Here is an 18,730-nt window from a genome sequence, read left to right as displayed (position 1 = left end):
TATCAGGGGCACTGTCGTGTTCAGGTTGCGATTTTAGCGGAATTCCACTCATGGGAGTTATCTCGACGTTCTACCGAGAATTTAGGCAGCGTCACGCTTCCGTTGTATGGCTGGGGCATTTTAGGTGCGAATCGGCGGTTGCGATTTTGAACCAGTTTAAGTGAAAGCGACGTACTTGCTGACCGTCGCGGTCGGTTGCGGGCGCGATTCGATGCATGGGGATTCTCTCTGAACAAGTAGGATCAATACTGGAAACGCTGATTCGCGCACGAAACGGCCCCCAAACATTTTGAACGGATAACCGGCCAATCGAATAGCGATGGGAATAACTAATGACCACCCAAACATAAACACCACATTTTGCGTCATCATAAGCAGTCAGATTCAGGCAACCGGGGCGCGCCAGCCGCCATCTCCCAGAAAATCCGAGGAACCACCACGTGGACACCGTATTCATCCGCGGCCTGCGGGTCGAAACCTGCATCGGCGTGTACGCCTGGGAACAGCGTATCCGCCAGACCCTGCGCATCGACGTCGAACTGGCGGCTGACGCCGCCCGCGCGGCGGCCAGTGACGACATCGACGATGCGGTGAACTACGCACAAGTCGCCGAGCGTCTGCAGGCACTCGGCGAGACACAGCCCTGGAAACTGGTCGAGACCTACGCCGAACGCGCCGCCGCTGCAATCCTGGAAGAGTTCGACACCCCTTGGGTACGAGTGACAGTGACCAAGGACGTGCGCCTGCCCAAGCGCACCGAGGTGGGCGTGGTGGTCGAGCGTGGCCCGCGGCCACAGGCAAGCGCATGAGCGATTCCCGGCTGCATTTTCTCGGCACCGGGGATTCCGAAGCGATGCGTTTCTGGAATACCAACCTGATGCTGGAGTCCGGCAGCCGGCGTCTGCTGATCGACTGCGGCTACACGATCAAATACGCGCTGCGCGACGCCGGCCTGGCCGTGCCCGACATCGACGCGATCCTCATCACCCACACCCATGCAGACCACGCTTACGGCCTGGAGCGCTTCGGCATCGAGACGCGCTACCGCTACGGCACGCGCGTAACACTCTATGCCGAGCCGGATGTGCTGCCGGCGCTGTGGCACGAGACGCTCAAGGGCAGCATGGGCTACAGCAGCGATGGCGAAAACCGCCTGGAGGACTTCTTCGACGTGGTGGCCATCGAAAACCACAGCCTCGAGTTCGCCGACCATCATCTGCGCACGTTCCCGACGGAGCACACCGGCGGCATGGCGACCTACGGCGTGGAGATCGACGACAGCGTGATCTTCACCGCCGACAGCAAGCCGCTGGCGTGGATCGCCGAAGACCGCTCACGGCGCACCATCCTGCACGACTGCAGCCTGCAGGCGGACAATCCGGTGCATGCCACGCTCGGCGAAATCATCGCCTTCTACCCGCCCGAGGTACGCCGGCGAATGTTGGCCATCCACTACGGGGACGACCTGGAGACGCATCGCGCGGCCATCGAGCGCGAACTAGGCGGCGTGGCCGAACAGGGCGCGAGCCTGGTGCTGTGAGTACAGCGCCGCGCCGCCGCGGATTCATCATCGGCATCGGCAGCAACATCGCGCCGGAACGCAATGTGCCACACATTTTGCGCGCGCTGCTCGATCGCTTCGGCGCACTGAGCATGAGCCGAATCCTGCGCACACGGCCGATTGACATGGCCTCACGGGCCGAATTTCTCAATCTGGCGGTATTCGTCGAGACCGATCTCGATGCCGCTGCACTCAAGCAGGTATGCAACCGTATCGAGACGGACCTGGGCCGTGACCGCGACGATCCGGACAGCGCGCGCAAGGACCGGCCAGCCGATCTCGACATCCTGTTCCCGGTCGTTCCGGGACAGACGCTCCGCCCAGTGATCGAGGGCGAGTATCAGCGGCCGGTCGTGGCCGACCTGCTCACCTTCCTCGGGCTCGGGTCCGCCCCCCATGATCTGCCTGCAGGAGAGCCTGTGAATCTTGGCGGTGTTTCAGCAGGCAAGGTGGCGGCCGCCGTCGACCGGCAGGGCAGCGCCGGTGATGTAGTCGTTGTCGAGCAGAGCGCGTAGCGCGAGATAGACCGGTTCGGCGCCGCCCTCGCGGCCCAACGGGGTTTCGGCCAGAATCGCCGCGCGGGTTTCCTCTCCATGCGTGGGCTGAAACAGGATCGGGCCGGGGCGAATACAGTTGACCTTGATCTCGGGCGCATAGCGCTGAGCGAAGGACAGGCTCAGGTTCTCCAATCCGGCCTTGGTCGAGCAGTACAGGTCGAAGGCGGGGTTGGGACGCTCGGCAAAGATATCCGTGATGTGGACGATGTCGGCCGGCTGCATCCGCGAGGCGCGCAGCAACGCCGCCAGTTCGGTGTTGAGCAGCCAGGGCGCCTGCATGTGGATGGCGAAGAAACGCTGGAACTGGTCCACCGCGGTTTGCGTATCGCCGTCGCTGCCGGCGAAAGCCGATGCGTTGTGCACGACCGCGCGCAGGCGCGGAGTCGTTTCGCGTACCGCCGAGGCCAGGGCGAGCGCTCCGTCGGCGGTATCCAGTGCGCCACAAAGTACGGCCGCGCCGCGCTCGCGCAGCCTGGCGACGCCTTTCGTTTCGCTGTGGTAATGCGCGATCACCGTGGCACCGTCGTCCAGCAGGCGTTCGGCCAGGTGCAGGCCGACACGGCGGCCAGCGCCGGTGATCAGAATCGGATCAGGGTACATACGGCACCTCGGTGTAGAATGCCGCGACATTCTAACAAGGACCTCGGCGGCGGTCCGGGGGACGCGGCGACGTGGACATAACGATGCGAAGGGGCGGCCCGGAACATTTGCCGATGCCAGACGCCGAGGCGCAAGCGCTCAGTGAACATCTGTGCGCGCGCATAGGCGAGGCGATCGACGCCGCCGGCGGCCTACTGCCCTTCGACCGTTACATGGAACTGGCGCTGTACGCTCCGGGGTTTGGCTACTACAGCGCCGGTCTGCCTGCCTTCGGCCCCGCCGGCGATTTCGTCACCGCGCCGGAACTCGGTCCCTTGTTCGCACGCACCCTGGCGCGCCAGAGTGCGCAGGTGCTGGAGTCGCTGGGCGGCGGCGAACTGCTGGAGTTCGGCGGCGGCTCCGGTGCGCTGGCCGCGGAACTGCTGGCCGAGTTCAGCCGCCTGGGCGTGCCGCTCGAAAGGTACCGAATCCTCGAGCTGAGCGGTTTCATGCGCGCGCGCCAGCGCGAGGCGATCGCCGCACGGGCGCCCGAGTGGCTGGAACGCGTGCAATGGCTGGACGTGTGGCCACAGCAACCGTGGCGCGGCATGGCGCTCGGCAACGAGGTGCTGGACGCCATGCCGGTGCGCTGCTTCCGGCTGGAGGGGAAGAGCGTGTATGAGCGCGGCGTCGCGCGCAGCGGCAGCGGTTTCGCCTGGGGCGAAGCGCCGGCCTCGGCCGATTTCGAGGCTGCCGTGCGCCGGGCGATAGGGGACGATCTGACGGGTTACCCAGAGGACTACTGTGGCGAACTGAACCTGCAGCTCGAGGCTTGGTTCGCGGGACTGGCGGAGAACTTCGAGTGCGGCGCGGCCTTGCTGATCGACTACGGCGACGCGCACGCCGGGCGTTACCACCCCTCGCGTGCGGCCGGCACGCTGCGCGCCTACTATCGCCAGCACGTGCTCGATGATCCGTTCTGGTTTCCGGGGCTGTGCGACCTGACCTCAGACGTCGATTTCAGCGCGGTGGCCGCAGCAGCAGAGGCAGCCGGCTTCGGCATCGCAGGCTTCGCGCCACAGGCTCAGATGCTGCTCGGCGGCGGACTCGAAACCGCGTTCGCCGAGGCCTGGGCGGAAACCTCCGGGGTCGCCGGGCAACTGCGCTTGGCGCAGGAGGTCAAGCGCCTTACTCTGCCTGACGAAATGGGCGAACGTTTCCGCGCCATCGCGCTGAGCCGCGGCGAGGCTTCGCCGCCGCCGGGCTTCGATCTACGCAATTTGCGCGACCGACTCTGAATCCGACTGCATAGGCTGTTGAAGGGGACATCCGAATGTTGCTGAGCCATCTGATCACGCTTGCCGTCCTCCAGGGGTTGACGGAGTTTCTGCCCATCTCCAGCTCTGCGCACCTGATCCTGACACCACGCCTACTCGGCTGGAGCGACCAGGGCCTGGCCTTCGATGTCGCCGTGCATGTCGGCACGCTGAGCGCAGTGGTGCTGTACTTTCGCACCGAATTGCGGCGCATGGCGATGGAGTGGTTCGCTTCGGTGAGCGGGCGCGGCACCGGCCCCGAAGGCCGACTGGCCTGGGCGGTTCTGCTGGGCACCATTCCGGTGGGCCTGGCCGGCCTGTTGCTCAAGGATTGGGTGGAAACGGTATTGCGCAGTCCTCTGGTGATCGCCTGGGCGACCATCGGCTTCGGTGTCTTGCTGGGGCTGGCGGACTGGCTTGGGAAACGCGTGCGTAACGAGCACAGTCTCGGCGTACTCGATGTGTTGTTCATCGGCATCGCGCAGGCGCTGGCGCTAATTCCCGGTACCTCGCGTTCCGGCGCTACCATGACTGCCGGTCTGATGCTCGGCCTGACGCGCGAGGCAGCCGCACGCTTCTCCTTCCTGCTGTCGATTCCGGTCATCGTTCTGGCCGGGGCATTGGAGATCAAGGGGCTGATCCAGAGTCCCGATGCGGTGCACTGGCCGACCCTGATCGGAGGTGCGCTGGTGTCGGCCGTCAGTGCCTTCGCGTGCATTCATTTCTTCCTGAAATGGATAGCGCGGTTGTCGATGTGGCCGTTCGTGGTTGCGCCTTACCCCGTCGGGGCTGGCGCGAGAAATCGCTCCCGGCGATTTTTTCTTTGAAATGCGCAAAGAAACCGGCGAAAGAAACGCACCCCGCGGATCGCTTGTCCCTGTCGGGCCTGCGCCTGGGCGGGGATGGCCGGCAGGACGCCGGCAAAGCAGCCCTTCGCGAGGTTGCCCGACAGGGACAAGCGATCCGCGGGGTGCGTTTCTTTCGCCGGTTTCTTTGCGCATTTCAAAGAAAAAATCGCCGGGAGCGATTTCTCGCGCCAGCCCCGAAGGGGTAAGGCGCAGAGATGCGCCGAACAAATCGGATCGGGCGCGTCACCGCGATCGAGCGAATCCCCATGCATCGAATCGCGCCCGAAACGAGCAACGACGGCCAGAAAGTACGCCATCTTCAATCACACAAAATCAATACCCCAAGCGCTGATTCAAGCTTGAAACTGCCATCCATTAAGAGCCACCCCACCTCCAAAACCATCAGCCACACCCACCACCGTTTCCCACGAAACTTATGCAACAATAACGCTCCATCGAACGCCTGATAAAACAAATACGGATGGGGGGGAACAAAGCCATGACGGAACAAGGCGCTATGGACGCCTGCGACGTGCTGGTCGTCGGCGGCGGACCCGCCGGCTCGGCAATCGCGGCCCTGCTGGCGGAAAAAGGCCGCGACGTCGTGGTGGTGGAAAAGGACCGCCATCCCCGTTTCCACATCGGCGAATCCCTGCTTCCCCAATCCATACCGCTGCTCGAAAAGCTCGGCGTCATGGAGGAGATCAAGGAACGCATCGGCGTATTCAAGCCCGGCGCGGAATTCAACTCGGACACCCACCCAAAGCAGCGCCAGGTGTTCTACTTCAAGCGCGCCTGGGACAAGAGCCAACCGCATGCCTACCAGGTACGCCGCGCGGAATTCGACGAAATTCTGTTCCGCAACGCCGAACGCAAAGGCGCAGCGACCTTCGAGGGCATGCGCGTCAACCGCATCGACTTCCGCCAGGGCGGCACGCATCACGTCGAAGCCGTCGCCGAGAACAGCGTCACCCGCAGTTGGGAAGCGCGTTTCATAGTCGACGCCACCGGCCGCGACACCCTGCTGGCCAAGCGCTTCGGGCTCAAGCACAAGAACCGCAACCACAACAGCGCCGCCCTCTTCGGCCACTTCCGCAAGGTGCCACGCCGCCTGGGCGAGGACGCCGGAAACATCAGCATCTACTGGTTCAAGCATGGCTGGTTCTGGATGATCCCGCTGCGCGACGACATCATGAGCGTCGGCGCCGTGTGCTGGCCCGAATATCTCAAGACCCGCGACTGCTCCCCGGCCGAGTTTCTGCAAAAGACCATCGCGCTCTCTCCCGGCGTGGCCGAACGCATGCAGGGGACCGAACTGGTCGGCGAGGTCCAGGCGACGGGCAATTTCACCTATTTCTCCAGTACCGCGGCGGGTGACGGCTACCTCATGGTCGGCGACGCCTACGCCTTTCTGGACCCCGTCTTCTCCAGCGGCGTGCACATCGCGCTGGTCAGCTCCTTTGCCGCCGCCAACGTGGTCGATCGCATCATCGACCATCCACAGGACGCCACGCATCTGGTCGCCGAATACGAACGCCACATGAAACGGGGCATGACCTCCTTCGCCTGGTTCATCTACCGCTTCAACACCCGGACCATGCACAACCTATTCATGTCGCCTCGCAACGTCTTCCGTATCGAGGAGGCGGTAGTTACTATGCTGGCCGGCGACGTGTTCCGAAAAACCCCGATGCGCCTGCCCGTGCTCGCCTTCAGGGGCATCTACTACGTCACCGCCCTGCTCAATCTACCCAGCGCCATCCGCGCCTGGCTCAAGCGCCGCCGCAACAATGCAATGACCTTCACGGGAGGTACGCTGTCGGTCGACGACGACTGAGGTGCCAGGGATACCACATGCCATCCGAAGCCATACAAATGAATCGTGCAAGCCAGACCAATGGCGGCCCGTTCACGGTCCGCTACACCGAGTTCGCAGACCGCGCCGCACTTGCCGACGATCCACGCACCCTCGCCCTGATCGGCTTCGGCGACACATCCCGGCCGGCAGCGGGCACGGTCTGCGATTTCGACACCGCCCTGCCGCAACTTGCCGGCGCGCCGGTGCTCGAACACTGGCGAAGCCCCGTGCCGGTCGAGCGTCTGGCGAATGACGGCCTGCACATCGCCCGCAACGGCGAGGTGATGTTCGCCTGCCTGCAACTGCCCGCCGACGACATGGCCGGCGATGCCCAGCGCATCTACGCCCGGATCCTCGAACTGCTGCGCACCGAGGGCTACCCGCATCTGCTGCGCGTATGGAACTACTTCCCGCGCATCAACGCCGTCGAGGACGGCATGGAACGCTACCAATCGTTCTGCGTTGGCCGTTATCACGCCCTCGAAGTTCTCGGTGAATTCGAAACCACACTGCCGGCAGCCAGCGCGCTGGGCTCGCACAGCGGCGACCTGCAGGTCTATTTCCTGGCCGCCCGCGAAGCCGGCATCCAGATCGAAAACCCGCGCCAGGTCAGCGCCTTTCGCTATCCCAAGCGCTACAGCCCGCGCAGCCCCTCGTTCTCGCGCGCGCTGCTCAAACGCTGGCCCAATGGCGGAGCGCATCTGTACATCTCCGGCACGGCCAGCATCGTCGGCCACGAAACCCGCCACGACGACCTGCTGTCGCAGCTCGAAGAAACGCTGACCAACATCAGCGCGCTGATCGAACAGGCGCACATCCGGCACGGCCACAACATCGGCCACGTCGAGGAACTCGACCTGCTCAAGATCTACGTGCGCGAGCCGTCCATGCTCGGGCCGGTACACGACGCGCTCGAAGCGCGCTTCCAGAACCGCGCGACGCCGCAGCGTCTGTACCTGCAAGCCGCCGTCTGCCGCTCGGACCTGCTGGTGGAAATCGAGGGAATGCACCTCGGGGAACGATGATGACCCGACGCACGGCCGCACCCCACCGGGCACTCTGCACGGCCGTTACAGGCATCCTCGTAGCGCTCGCTTGGGCATCGCCGGCGAGCGCCGAAACCAAACCGCTGTACGAACTCGGCGCCGGGGTCTTCCTCGTATCTCTACCCGCGTACCGCGGCGCCACGGAATACAAGACCTACCTGCTGCCATTCCCCTACGTGGTCTACCGCGGCCGTTTCCTGCGTTCGGGCCGACAGGGCGTGCGCGGCGTGTTCTACGAAAACCCACGCGCCGAGCTGAGCCTGAGCGCTAACGCCTCGCCGCCGGTCAGCAGCCACGACGTGCCCATCCGCGCCGGCATGCCCGACCTCAAGCCGAGCTTCGAGATCGGCCCCGAACTCAAGCTGCATCTCTACCGCACGCCGCGGATGCAGGTGGACTTCCGCCTGCCGGTGCGTGCCGTGCAGACCCTGCAACTCAAACCCATCGGCTGGGTCGCCTATCCGCATCTCAATCTGGACCTGCCGGACTGGCGCGACAGCGGCTGGAACCTGGGCTTCTCGCTCGGCCCCAGCTTCGGCGACCGCGGCTACCACCGCTATTTCTATGACGTTGCCCCGCAATACGCCACGGCCGACCGCCCCGTCTACCGTGCGCCGGCCGGCTACAGCGGCGCGACCTTCTACTTCGCCGCCAACCGGCGCATGGGGCAGCTCTGGATCGGCACCTATCTGCGCTACGATTCGCTCGCCGGCGCCGCGTTCCAGGACTCACCGCTGGTGCGCACGCGCCAATACCTCTGCGCCGGAGTCGGCCTGGCCTGGGTATTCTCAGAATCCTCGCAGCGCGTCACCATCCGCCCCTGACTTCTCGCCTGCATCGCCCATGACAGACACCGCAGATCATCGCTTCGCCTGGACCGTTCCCGTCGACCACCCGGCGCTGGCCGGACATTTTCCCGGCGACCCGCTGCTGCCCGCCACGGCAATCCTCGACTGGCTGGACCAGCTGGCTTCCGACACCTTCGGCCACGGACTCGCCGGCGGCAGCACTCAGGCCAAGTTCCTGCACCCGGCACGCCCCGGCGAATGCCTGCAGGCGCGCCTGAACCCGCTGCCGAAAGGTGGTTTCGGCTTCGAGATCCGCATTGGCGACGAGCTTGCCGTCAGCGGCCGCAGCACGCCCGCCTCCGGCAACATCGCATGAGCCCGACCTGGCGCACCCGCCGCGAACGCAGCAACGCCTTCACGCTATGGCTGATCCGCACGCTCGCCCTGCACGGCGGGCGCCGCCTCGGCCGCTTCCTGCTGTACCCGATCACCGCCTACTACGTGGCTACATCTCCAGCCTCACGCCGGGCCTCGCGTGCATACCTGGGCCGGGTACTCTGCCGTGCGCCGCGCTTCGGCGACGTCTGGCGCCACTTCTTCAGCTTCGCCAGCGTGATTCTCGATCGCGTATTCTTCCTCAGCGGCCGCGACCGGGATCTGCAGGTGGATATCCGGGGCGCCGAACAGCTGCTGACGCTGCGCGAGCAGGGCCGCGGCGCACTCCTGATCGGCGCCCATGTCGGCAGCTTCGATGCGGCACGGGCGCTGGGGCGCACGCGCACCAACCTGCCGCTGCGCGTGCTCATGGACCTGGAGCACAACCCAGCGATCACCCGGCTGCTGGACGCGCTGAACCCCGACGTGGCCGCCACGGTGATCCAGCCCGGCAGAGTGGACACCGCCCTGCGCGTGCAGGAAGCGCTGGAGGCCGGCGAGTTCGTCGGCATTCTCGCCGACCGCGTTGTCGAATCCGGCGACAAGTGCCTGGAGGTGGACTTCCTCGGCACCCCGGCGCCGCTGCCGCTGAGTCCGATGCGCCTGGCCATCGCCCTGCACGCGCCGGTGATCCTGTTTCTCGGCCTATACCAGGGCGGCAACCACTATGTGCTACATTTCGAGCGCCTGGACGACGGCGCCAAAGTGGCGCGCCGCGACCGCGACGCCTATGCCCAGACGCTGCTGCGGCGCTATGCCTCCAGCCTCGAAACCGAGCTACGCAAAACCCCTTACAACTGGTTCAACTTCTATGATTTCTGGGCCCGCCACTAGACGCCCTTTCGCACGCCCGCGTGCGCTCCACATCGCCGCCTGCATCGCGCTGCTCGCATGGTGCGCGCTGGCGGGCAGGGCGCAGGCCGCCGACGCGGCGATCAGCTTCAACCGCGTCCTGCAGGATCTCGCCGCGGTGCGTTCGGTCGACGTGCCCTTCACCGAGACCCGCCACATCGCCATCCTGACCAAGCCGCTGATCCTGCACGGCAGCCTGATCTACCGGCGGCCCGACTTTCTGGAGAAAAAGGTCACCGCGCCCATCCATCAGCGCTTCACCCTGAACGGCGACCGGATCACCCTGGTCGACGCCCAGGGCCGCAAACGCACGATCTCGCTCGACATGGCCCCCGAGGTCAGTTCGATCGTCGGCGCCTACCGCGCGCTGCTGCGCGGCGACCGCAAGGCGCTCGAATTCAACTACTGGACGAAGTTCAGCGCCCGCCAGGACCACTGGCAGCTGCAGCTCGAGCCCAAGTCACGCAAGCTGAGCCAGGTGATAAAGAGCGTGGTGATCGACGGCGTGAACGCCCGCATCACCCGCATCACCACCGAGCAGGCCAGCGGCGACCGTTCGGTGATGCGTATCCGGGCACCCGTCACGCACAGCGGATGAAGCCGCGCGCCATCATCACCCTGTGGGCGCTGCTGCTCGCGCTGGCCGGCGTATTCACCGCGCGCGTACACGTCGATTCCTCGCTGAACGCCTTTCTGCCGCGTGCGCACAGCCCCGACCAGCACCTGCTGCTCGACCAGTTGCGCAGCGGCCCCGCCGCCCGCCTGGTGCTGATCGGCATTCGCGGCACGGACGCACAGCAACTCCCGGCCCTGAGCCGCGGCCTCGCCGCAAAGCTCGCCACAAACAAGCGTTTCCTGCGCGTGGCCAACGGCTCGGCCGGCGCCTTTCGCCACAGCGGCGACCTGCTGCTGCGCTACCGCTATCTGCTCGCGCCCACCCCCCGCCAACACCCCTACAGTGCCGCCGCACTGCATGCCGACCTGCAGGCCCGGCTGGGCGAACTGGCCTCGCCGGCCTCGGCCTGGTTCTCGCAACTGCTGCCGCGCGACCCGACCGGCGCCCTGCAGGCGCTCGCCGCACGCCTGCAGCCCGAACATGCCCCGCACCAATGCGGTGGCGTATGGTGCGACGAACAGGGCAGGCGCATGCTCCTGCTCGCCGAACTACGCGATGCAGGCGGCGGCTTCGCGGCACAGGCGCAGGCGATCCGCGCCATCCGCGCCGACTTCGCAGCGCTGCCGCACGCAGACTCGGCGCAACTGCTGCTATCCGGCGTACCGGCCATCGCCGTCAACACCCGCGACCAGATCCGCTTCGACGCGACACTGCTCAGCGTGCTGGCCAGCGCGCTGCTGATCGGTCTGCTGCTGCTCAGCTACCGCTCCGTCCGGCTCGTCCTGCTCTCGACTCTGCCGCTGGCCAGCGGTGTCATCTTCGGCATCGCAGCGGTAGGTCTGTTATACGGCGGCATCGGCGGCATCACGCTGGCCTTCGGCATCACCCTGCTCGGCGTCGCCGTAGACTACCCCGTACACCTGTTCAGTCACCTGCGCCAAGGCGAGAACGCGGCCAAGACCCTGCGGCGGTTGTGGCCGACGCTGCGCCTGGGCGTGCTCACCACCGCGTTGGGCTACGCGGCGATGATCGTCGCCGACTTCCCCGGTCTGGCCCAGCTCGGCGTATTCGCCGCCACCGGCCTGCTGGCTGCCGCCCTCACTACCCGCTGGGTGCTGCCGGGCCTGCTCGCAGACTATGCGCCCCGGCCCTGGCTACCGCGCTGGCAGCCACCGGCGCGGCTGCGCACCATCGTCCGCGGCATGCTGCTGATCGTTGCCGCAGCGGCCGCGGCGCTGGTACTGCACCACGCCGGCCAGTTGTGGCAGGACGACCTCGCCGCCCTCAGTCCCGTTCCCGCGCAGGCCCGCGCGCTCGACCACTCGCTGCGCAGTGCGCTGGGCGCGCCGGGGCCGCGCATGCTGTTCGTGGTGCGCGGCAGCAGCGCACAGCAAGTCCTGCAACGCAGCGAAACCCTGCAGCCGCGGCTACAGCAGGCCCGCCAACAGGGCTTGCTGAGCAGCTACGAGATGGCCGCGCGCTATCTGCCCAGCGTGCGCACCCAGCGCGTGCGCCAGGCGGCTCTGCCGGATATGGCCGAGCTACGCTCGGCGCTGGTCAAAGCATGCAAGGGCCTGCCTTTCGACCCGGCGACCTTCGCGCCCTTCGTGCACGACATCGAAGCCGCGCGCAAACTGCCGCCGCTGCGCCCCGCCATGCTGCAGGACACCGCGCTTGGCGCGCGCATCGCGCCACTGCTGTTCGCGCAGGCTTCAGGGCGTTGGATCGGCCTGGTGCCGCTGGCCGGCGTCGTCGACCCCACCGCGCTCGCCCACTGGTACGCCAAGGCCACGCTCCCCGGCAGCGATCTCGTCGACCTCAAACAGCAAAGCAACGATCTGATGAGCAACTTCCGCGCCGAGGCCCTGCAACGCTTCGCCTGGGGCGCGCTGGGCATGCTGTTGCTCCTCGTTGCCGGTCTGCGGCGACTGCGTCCGCTGCTGCGGGTCATCGCCCCGGTGGCGCTGGCGCTACTGGTGGACGTGGCCGTGATTCTCGCGGGCGGCAGCCGGCTCTCGCTGTTCAACCTGGTGACCCTGCTGCTGGTGGCCGGCGTCGGCGTGGACTACGCGCTGTTTTTCAACCGCCGAGAATCCGATCCCGCCGAACGCACCCGCACGACCCACGCCCTGACCCTCTGTCTGCTGTCCACCGTAACCCTATTTGGTATCCTTGCCACCTCGGGCATTCCCGTGCTACGTGCCATCGGTATGACGGCCAGCGTCGGCGCCGCCTCGACCTTTTTGTTCGCCTGGGCCCTGGCGCCGCAATCAGCCACCTCTCGGCAGGCACCACGGGCTTAGGAATAGAAAGATCCATGCAAACGCTTCACCTCACCGGCTACACGACGATTTCCGCGCTGGGGCTGGGAAACACGACCGCGGTCGATGCGCTGCGCGGCATGCGCGGCGGCCTGAGCCGCTGCGACTTCGAGGACGTCGATCTCGACACCTGGATCGGCCGCGTCCCCGGCGTTGACGAAGCGCCCATCAGCGGCCACCTCGCCGCCTACGACTGCCGCAACAACCGCCTGGCCGCCATGGCGCTGGACACCGACGGCTTCGCCACAATCGTCGCCCGCGCGCGCCAGCGCCACGGCTCCGCGCGCATCGGCGTATTCATGGGCACTAGCACCTCCGGCATTCTGGAAACCGAGCACGCCTACCGCCGGCTCGACTCCGACGGCTCCCTGCCAGCCGACTACCGCTTCCGCGAAAACCACGAAATCTTCTCGCTCACCGATTTCGTGCGCCGACGCCTCGAGCTGCAGGGGCCGGCGCTGACGGTGTCCACCGCCTGCTCGTCCAGCGCCAAGGTCTTCGCCACCGCCGCCAGACATATCCAGGCCGGCTGGTGTGATGCCGCAGTGGTCGGCGGCGCCGACAGCCTTTGCCAGATGACGCTTTACGGCTTTCATTCGCTGCAACTCGTATCCGCCAATCCGTGCCGTCCGCTGGACGTACAGCGCGACGGCATTTCCATCGGCGAGGCCGCCGCCTTCGCTCTGCTGGAACGCCCGCAGGATGCCGACGCCGGCGTGGCACTGCTCGGCTACGGCGAGAGCACCGACGGCTATCACCTGTCCAGCCCGCACCCCGAGGGCCGCGGCGCGCTGGAGGCCATGCGGGCGGCGCTGCAGCGCGCCGGACTGGACGCCGCCGCGCTCGACTACGTCAACCTGCACGGTACCGGCACCCCGGCCAACGACAGCGCCGAGACGCGCGCGGTCGCGGCGCTGACCGGCCACGGCGTGCCAGTCAGCTCCACCAAGGGCTGGACCGGCCACACACTGGGCGCGGCCGGCGCCACCGAAGCCGTATTCAGCGCACTGGCGATCGAACACGGCATCCTGCCCGGCACGCTCAACCTGGACACGCCCGACCCGGTGCTGGCGCCGCTCGACCTGATCCGCAGCAGCCGCTCCGGCTCCGTGAACCACGTGCTCAGCAACTCTCTGGGCTTCGGCGGCAGCAACTGCAGCCTGCTACTGGGGGCCGCATGACCACCTGCAGCATTCTCGGCACCGGGCTCTACGCACCCGGTCTGGAATCCCCGTCACAGGCCGCGCCGGTGCTGCGTGGCGAGCAAGCCTATCAGGCAGCCGAGCTGCCCTCTCCGCAACTCGACTGCCTGCCGCGCAACGAGCGACGCCGCACCACACCGGCCATCCGCCTGGCGCTGGCTGCAGCCCAGCAGGCGACCGTGAACCTCGACGCCGCCGGCCTGGCCACCGTCTTCGCCACCTCCAGCGGCGACATGCCGCTGGTCGACACCATCTGCACCTCACTGGCTGGACCCGACCGCGCACTGTCGCCAACGCTATTCCACAACTCCGTGCACAACGCCCCCGCCGGCTACTGGAGCATCGCCACCCAGGCCCACGGCCCCTCGTCGAGCCTCGATGCCTACGACGCCAGCTTTGCCTGCGGGCTGCTGGAAGCGGCCGTGCTCAGCGCGACTGAAGGATTGGAAGTGCTGTTCGTCGCCTACGACCTGAGCATGCCCGAACCCATGCACGCACAACGCCCGATCGACTCCGACTTCGCCGTGGCGCTGGTGCTCAGCCCGCCACGCGACGGTACACCCCGACTGGAACTCGAACGGGCGGAATCCGCCGCGGCGACGGTCTGCGCGGATCCCAGCCTGGAACATCTACGCACCACCAACCCGGCGGCCCGCAGCCTGCCCGTGCTGAGTGCGCTGGCCGGCGACTCGCCGAGCCGCGTCGTGCTGCCCTATCTCGACGAAGGCATCGGCCTGGCGGTCATGTGCACGCCTGCATGAACGCTGTCGTGCTCGACAAAGCCGCACTGTGCACCCTGATTCCGCACGCCGGCGACATGTGCCTGCTGGATGCCGTGCTCGCCTGGGACGATGAAAACATCCGCTGCCGCAGCACCAGTCACGGCCTGCCCGATCACCCGCTGCACCGCGCGGACGGCACCCTCGGCGCCAGCCACCTGCTCGAATACGCAGCCCAGGCCGCGGCCGTACACGGCGGCCTGCTCGCGGCCGCCGAGAACGCCTTGCCCACACCCGGATATCTGGTCGCCACCCGCCGCCTGCAACTGCACGCGCGGCGCATCGATGACCTGCCGGGCGATCTCGACATCGCGGCACACCGGCTGTTCGCCGGCCCCGGCGGCTGGATCTACGAGTTCGAAGTCGCCCAGGCCGACACGCAACTGGCCGCCGGCCAGTTCACCATCGCCCATCTCGAGAGCGACTCTGAGGAGCCGCAGGCATGAGCGTTTACGCGGTTATTCCCGCCTACAACGAAGCGACCACCATTCGTGATCTCGCCGCCGAAGTGCGCAGGCACGTCGACGCGCTGGTCGTGGTCGACGACGGCTCGCAGGACGGTACCGTCGCAGCCCTTGAAGGTCTCGAAGGCGTCGCCGTCCTGCGCCACACGCAGAACTCGGGCAAGGCTCAGGCACTGCTAAGCGGTTTCGAACACGCCCTGGCGCACGGCGCCGAGGCCGTCGTCACCCTGGACGGCGACGGCCAGCACCAGCCTAGCGACCTGCCGCTGCTGCTCGGCACGCATCGCAAGAACCCCGCCGCGCTGATCATCGCGGCGCGCACCCGCAAGCGCGCCAGCTCGCCGGGCATCCGCCGCCTGGCCAACCTCATCGCTGATTTCGGGATCAGCTGGGCCTCCGGCGTCCTGATCCAGGACTCGCAAAGCGGCTTCCGCATCTATCCGGCCGCATTCCTGAACCCGCTGCCCACCGCCCCCGCACGGCGCGACAGCTTCACCTTCGAGACCGCACTGCTGATCCAGGCCGCGCACCGCGGCGTGCCCTTCGGTTTCATCGACATCGACACCCGCTACTTCGAAGGCCAACGACCCAGTCATATCCGCCACTACGACACCTGGCGGATCGCCGTGCACGTCGGCGGCCAGTTGCTGCGCCGGCGCATGAATCTGCCCGGCCTGCCCATCGCCCTGGGCCGCCTTATCGGCCGCCCACCATCACCACTGGGCAATCATTCGCTGCCCTGAATGCAGACATGATCCTGCTCTCAGACATCCGCAAGACCTATAGCCACCCGCGGCAACTCGCCCTCGACGGCATCGACCTGGACATCCCGTCGGACGCGCTCTACGGGCTGCTCGGCCCGAACGGCGCCGGCAAGGCCAGCCTTATCCACATCCTAACAGGCTGATGAAATTCGCTCAGGCGAGTGCGAGAGAAGGAAGCATCGGGCAAAAAATCGCAGTTTATAGAGTGTAAATGAGCACAAGAGCCCGATTCCGACGCGCTATCGCGCCGCATGAGTAGAATTTCAACAGCCTGCTAACCGGTATCCTCACCGCCGACGGTGTCGATGTACACACCGACAGCCGCCCGCGCCGGGCAGGGTGCGTGTTCCCGGACATCGCCCTGGTGCCGCAGCGTCTAGCCTTCTACCCCATGCCGAGCGTAGCCGAGAACCTGCGTTTCTACGCCGCGGCCACGAGCGATCGAGACCGCCGGGCTGCAAAATTACCTGCACAAGCCCGCCGAGCATCTCTCCGGCAGACTCAAGCGCCGGCTCAACGCCGAGGGTATGACGCGGCTCTACACCTCGCACTACATGGAGGAGGTGGAACAGCTCTGCCGGTACATCGCCATCATCGACCACGGACGCATCCTGTGCGCGGACGAGGCCGGTGGGCTGCTGGCCAGCGGCGCCGGCCAGTCACTGCAGGCCGAACTCGATCGCGCGCCGGCCCCGTCCCTGCGCCGGACGCGGGAAGAGCGCTGCCGCGCCCACTTCGACACCGTGCGGCACCTGACGATCCAGGACAACCCGGCGCGGCGCTGCAGAGTCTCGAACAGATACTGCGCGAAGCCGGCGTCGACTTGCGAAAGCGATTGCTGAGTACGAACACCAATATGCCGGACCGGCGCGAGACGATGGCGAGGGCATTTCTGAGCGGTGCGTATACAATACAGGGGATCGGCGGGCATTCGGGGTGCATTACTCGACAGTCAGCCGTACAGTCCGCTGGTTCGAGGCGCATTGATGGTTATGAACGGAATGCTTGATTGCAAGACCCCCAAATCTCGCAAGCGGCGTTCCAGGCACGACGGAGCGGTATCGCTTGCAACTTTGGCCTGCGCGCCCGCGATTGAGCCCACTGTGCTCAAGACGCGTACGGCCTAGCCAGTCATTCAACCTAACCGCCCGCTGGCGTAGCCAATGGGCGGCGTCTTAACTCAAGTGTTAGGCGTCGCTAAAAAGGAGGGGGCAATGTCTTCTGCCAACACGCCAGATCAGGAAAAAGCCTATCCATCGCTTATTACAGCATTGTACGCACGCGATGCGTATACGAAATGTCATTGTGACCGAGTCTGCAAGCTGGCGCAGGAAATGGGCCAAGCGGCCAACTTGAGTGCCACTTCATTAGAAGCCCTACGTATTGCCAGTCAATTGCATGACGTGGGAAAGATTGGAGTACGTGATGACGTCCTCTTAAAGCCTGGAAGGCTTACATCGGACGAATGGGAAGAGATGAAATCTCATTCGGTAATTGGCGAGCGAATCATTAAGGACACATTCCTATCAAATGGAGTCGAGGTTGCATCTATCGTCAGACATCACCATGAATCATTTGATGGAAGCGGATACCCGGATGGACTGGTAGGCGCGCAGATTCCGCAGAATTGTCGAATTCTTTTAATCATTGATACCTATGATGCAATGACTACGGGTAGGCCATACCACAAGGCTATATCACATCACGAAACCATGAGTATCCTGAAACAAGAAGCCGGCACCAAACTTGATCCAGAGATGTTTTCGTTGTTTTCAAGAGTCATTGAGCGCACTTCAACCCGTACCTCGTAATTATCCAACATAGAATATGGAGCGCCGCGAAGCGGTGCTGGTTTAACCAGTTGTTAGGCGAGCCATGAATCCGGCCAGAGTAGTTCGCAGCGAAACCATGAAGCTTACCGATCTGCCAATTATCGGTGAGACTGGTGCAGCGGGTTCTACCCCGTTTTCACGGGCGGTTTAAAAACGGCTGAAAAATTCTCATCCTGCTTGGTCACTCTACGATGCATACGCGAATTGTGGAATCGTTCGATGTAGTCGAACAAATCAGCTCGGGCTTCGTTGAGGGTGCGGTAACGGCGATAGTTGACCCGCTCGCGCTTGAGTATCCCGAAAAAGCCTTCGCAGGCGGCGTTGTCCCCGCAATGACCTACAATACTCATGCTGCTGATCAGCGCGTTCTGGCGCAGGAAATGCTGATAGTCGCCACTGGTGAACTGACAGCCTCGATCTGAATGCAAAATCACCTTGGTGACTTCCTGGCGCTGCCAGATCGCCATCTCGATAGCCTGGATCACCATGTGGCGGTCCTGCCGGTGATGCATGGCCCAGCCAATGACCCGCTTACTGAACAGGTCGATCACGACGCAGAGAAACAGCTTGCCTTCCAGCGCCTTGATCTCGGGGATGTCGGTCACCCACTTGCTCTCCGGCTCCAGGGCCGTGAAGTCCCGCTCCAGATGATTCTCGATGCCCGCCGGGCGGACGCTCGGACGACCCAGGCGTTTACGCTTCTTGCGAGGCCAGCCCTGGATGCCATGCGCAGACATCAGCCGGGCAATACGGTTCAGGCTGGCCGACTCACCTTGGCCAACCAGCTCTTCCCGCATGCGGGGCGCACCGATGACGCCACCGCTGTCGTCGTGGATCTCTCGAATCCGTTCCAGCAGACGTTCGTTCTCTGTCGCACGGGCACTGGGCGCGCGGGTCGACCAGGCGTAATAG

General features: G+C 65.4%; 20 protein-coding genes and 1 pseudogene. 19 read left to right on the top strand and 2 right to left on the bottom strand.

Annotation, left to right across the window (positions count from 1 at the left end):
- The first annotated feature begins 440 nt into the window (after nucleotides 1-440).
- Genes folB through P8014_RS18335 form a run of 3 tightly spaced genes read left to right on the top strand, consistent with a single transcriptional unit; the run spans nucleotide 441 to nucleotide 2,076 of the window.
- Nucleotides 441-809, top strand: a complete 369-nt coding sequence (gene folB, locus P8014_RS18345; RefSeq protein ID WP_337818768.1) for a dihydroneopterin aldolase — start codon at nucleotides 441-443, stop codon at nucleotides 807-809.
- On the top strand, nucleotides 806-1,540 hold the full coding sequence (locus tag P8014_RS18340; protein WP_337818767.1) for an MBL fold metallo-hydrolase: 735 nt from the start codon (nucleotides 806-808) through the stop codon (nucleotides 1,538-1,540). The genes folB and P8014_RS18340 overlap by 4 nt, the downstream gene beginning before the upstream one ends.
- Nucleotides 1,537-2,076: a 2-amino-4-hydroxy-6-hydroxymethyldihydropteridine diphosphokinase gene (locus tag P8014_RS18335; protein WP_337818766.1), complete on the top strand. Its 540-nt coding sequence runs from the start codon at nucleotides 1,537-1,539 to the stop codon at nucleotides 2,074-2,076. Before P8014_RS18340 ends, P8014_RS18335 begins: the two co-directional genes overlap by 4 nt.
- On the opposite strand, the gene P8014_RS18330 is transcribed toward P8014_RS18335, so the two are convergent.
- Entirely contained in the window at nucleotides 1,999-2,718 is a 720-nt protein-coding gene (locus P8014_RS18330; RefSeq protein ID WP_337818765.1) for an SDR family oxidoreductase, read from the bottom strand. The genes P8014_RS18335 and P8014_RS18330 overlap by 78 nt on opposite strands.
- A 113-nt stretch (nucleotides 2,719-2,831) precedes the next feature.
- On the opposite strand from P8014_RS18330, the gene P8014_RS18325 reads away from it, so the two are divergent.
- The 16 genes and pseudogenes from P8014_RS18325 to P8014_RS18250 all read left to right on the top strand — a co-directional run bounded on the left by P8014_RS18325 (nucleotide 2,832) and on the right by P8014_RS18250 (nucleotide 17,797).
- Nucleotides 2,832-3,995, top strand: a complete 1,164-nt coding sequence (locus P8014_RS18325; protein WP_337818764.1) for an SAM-dependent methyltransferase — start codon at nucleotides 2,832-2,834, stop codon at nucleotides 3,993-3,995.
- A gap of 35 nt (nucleotides 3,996-4,030) precedes the next feature.
- Nucleotides 4,031-4,840, top strand: coding sequence for an undecaprenyl-diphosphate phosphatase (locus tag P8014_RS18320; RefSeq protein WP_337818763.1), 810 nt, complete (start codon nucleotides 4,031-4,033; stop codon nucleotides 4,838-4,840).
- A gap of 520 nt (nucleotides 4,841-5,360) precedes the next feature.
- Nucleotides 5,361-6,698, top strand: coding sequence for an NAD(P)/FAD-dependent oxidoreductase (locus tag P8014_RS18315; protein WP_337818762.1), 1,338 nt, complete (start codon nucleotides 5,361-5,363; stop codon nucleotides 6,696-6,698).
- Between the two features lie 38 nt (nucleotides 6,699-6,736).
- The gene (locus P8014_RS18310; RefSeq protein ID WP_337818761.1) at nucleotides 6,737-7,744 is read left to right on the top strand and encodes a hypothetical protein; all 1,008 of its coding nucleotides are present in this window, start codon (nucleotides 6,737-6,739) and stop codon (nucleotides 7,742-7,744) included.
- The gene (locus P8014_RS18305; protein WP_337818760.1) at nucleotides 7,744-8,589 is read left to right on the top strand and encodes a MipA/OmpV family protein; all 846 of its coding nucleotides are present in this window, start codon (nucleotides 7,744-7,746) and stop codon (nucleotides 8,587-8,589) included. The genes P8014_RS18310 and P8014_RS18305 overlap by 1 nt, the downstream gene beginning before the upstream one ends.
- 19 nt (nucleotides 8,590-8,608) lie before the next feature.
- Nucleotides 8,609-8,929: a hypothetical protein gene (locus P8014_RS18300; protein WP_337818759.1), complete on the top strand. Its 321-nt coding sequence runs from the start codon at nucleotides 8,609-8,611 to the stop codon at nucleotides 8,927-8,929.
- Entirely contained in the window at nucleotides 8,926-9,822 is an 897-nt protein-coding gene (locus P8014_RS18295; RefSeq protein ID WP_337818758.1) for a lipid A biosynthesis acyltransferase, read from the top strand. Before P8014_RS18300 ends, P8014_RS18295 begins: the two co-directional genes overlap by 4 nt.
- Nucleotides 9,800-10,438, top strand: coding sequence for a LolA-related protein (locus P8014_RS18290; RefSeq protein ID WP_337818757.1), 639 nt, complete (start codon nucleotides 9,800-9,802; stop codon nucleotides 10,436-10,438). Before P8014_RS18295 ends, P8014_RS18290 begins: the two co-directional genes overlap by 23 nt.
- On the top strand, nucleotides 10,435-12,759 hold the full coding sequence (locus P8014_RS18285) for an MMPL family transporter (protein WP_337818756.1): 2,325 nt from the start codon (nucleotides 10,435-10,437) through the stop codon (nucleotides 12,757-12,759). Before P8014_RS18290 ends, P8014_RS18285 begins: the two co-directional genes overlap by 4 nt.
- 14 nt (nucleotides 12,760-12,773) lie before the next feature.
- Entirely contained in the window at nucleotides 12,774-13,958 is a 1,185-nt protein-coding gene (locus P8014_RS18280) for a beta-ketoacyl-[acyl-carrier-protein] synthase family protein (protein ID WP_337818755.1), read from the top strand.
- On the top strand, nucleotides 13,955-14,740 hold the full coding sequence (locus P8014_RS18275; RefSeq protein ID WP_337818754.1) for a beta-ketoacyl synthase chain length factor: 786 nt from the start codon (nucleotides 13,955-13,957) through the stop codon (nucleotides 14,738-14,740). Before P8014_RS18280 ends, P8014_RS18275 begins: the two co-directional genes overlap by 4 nt.
- Nucleotides 14,737-15,204, top strand: a complete 468-nt coding sequence (locus tag P8014_RS18270) for a hypothetical protein (protein ID WP_337818753.1) — start codon at nucleotides 14,737-14,739, stop codon at nucleotides 15,202-15,204. The genes P8014_RS18275 and P8014_RS18270 overlap by 4 nt, the downstream gene beginning before the upstream one ends.
- Complete coding sequence (locus P8014_RS18265; protein ID WP_337818752.1) at nucleotides 15,201-15,965, top strand: glycosyltransferase family 2 protein; 765 nt, start codon at nucleotides 15,201-15,203, stop codon at nucleotides 15,963-15,965. Before P8014_RS18270 ends, P8014_RS18265 begins: the two co-directional genes overlap by 4 nt.
- A gap of 8 nt (nucleotides 15,966-15,973) precedes the next feature.
- On the top strand, nucleotides 15,974-16,129 hold the full coding sequence (locus tag P8014_RS18260; protein ID WP_337818751.1) for an ATP-binding cassette domain-containing protein: 156 nt from the start codon (nucleotides 15,974-15,976) through the stop codon (nucleotides 16,127-16,129).
- 363 nt (nucleotides 16,130-16,492) lie between these two features.
- Nucleotides 16,493-16,600: pseudogene (locus P8014_RS18255) on the top strand (ABC transporter ATP-binding protein); the annotation flags it as partial.
- A 600-nt stretch (nucleotides 16,601-17,200) separates the two neighbouring features.
- Complete coding sequence (locus P8014_RS18250; protein ID WP_337818750.1) at nucleotides 17,201-17,797, top strand: HD-GYP domain-containing protein; 597 nt, start codon at nucleotides 17,201-17,203, stop codon at nucleotides 17,795-17,797.
- 146 nt (nucleotides 17,798-17,943) lie between these two features.
- Here P8014_RS18250 and P8014_RS18245 read toward each other — a convergent pair.
- Nucleotides 17,944-18,730, bottom strand: a 787-nt coding sequence (locus P8014_RS18245) for an IS3 family transposase (protein ID WP_337818749.1), incomplete at its 5' end; no start/stop codon positions are given.

The organism is Acidihalobacter sp. (assembly GCF_037381185.1).
Lineage (GTDB): Bacteria > Pseudomonadota > Gammaproteobacteria > DSM-5130 > Acidihalobacteraceae > Acidihalobacter_A.
Note: the sequence above shows the minus strand (reverse complement) of the source record. Positions and strands in the feature narration are given on the sequence as shown.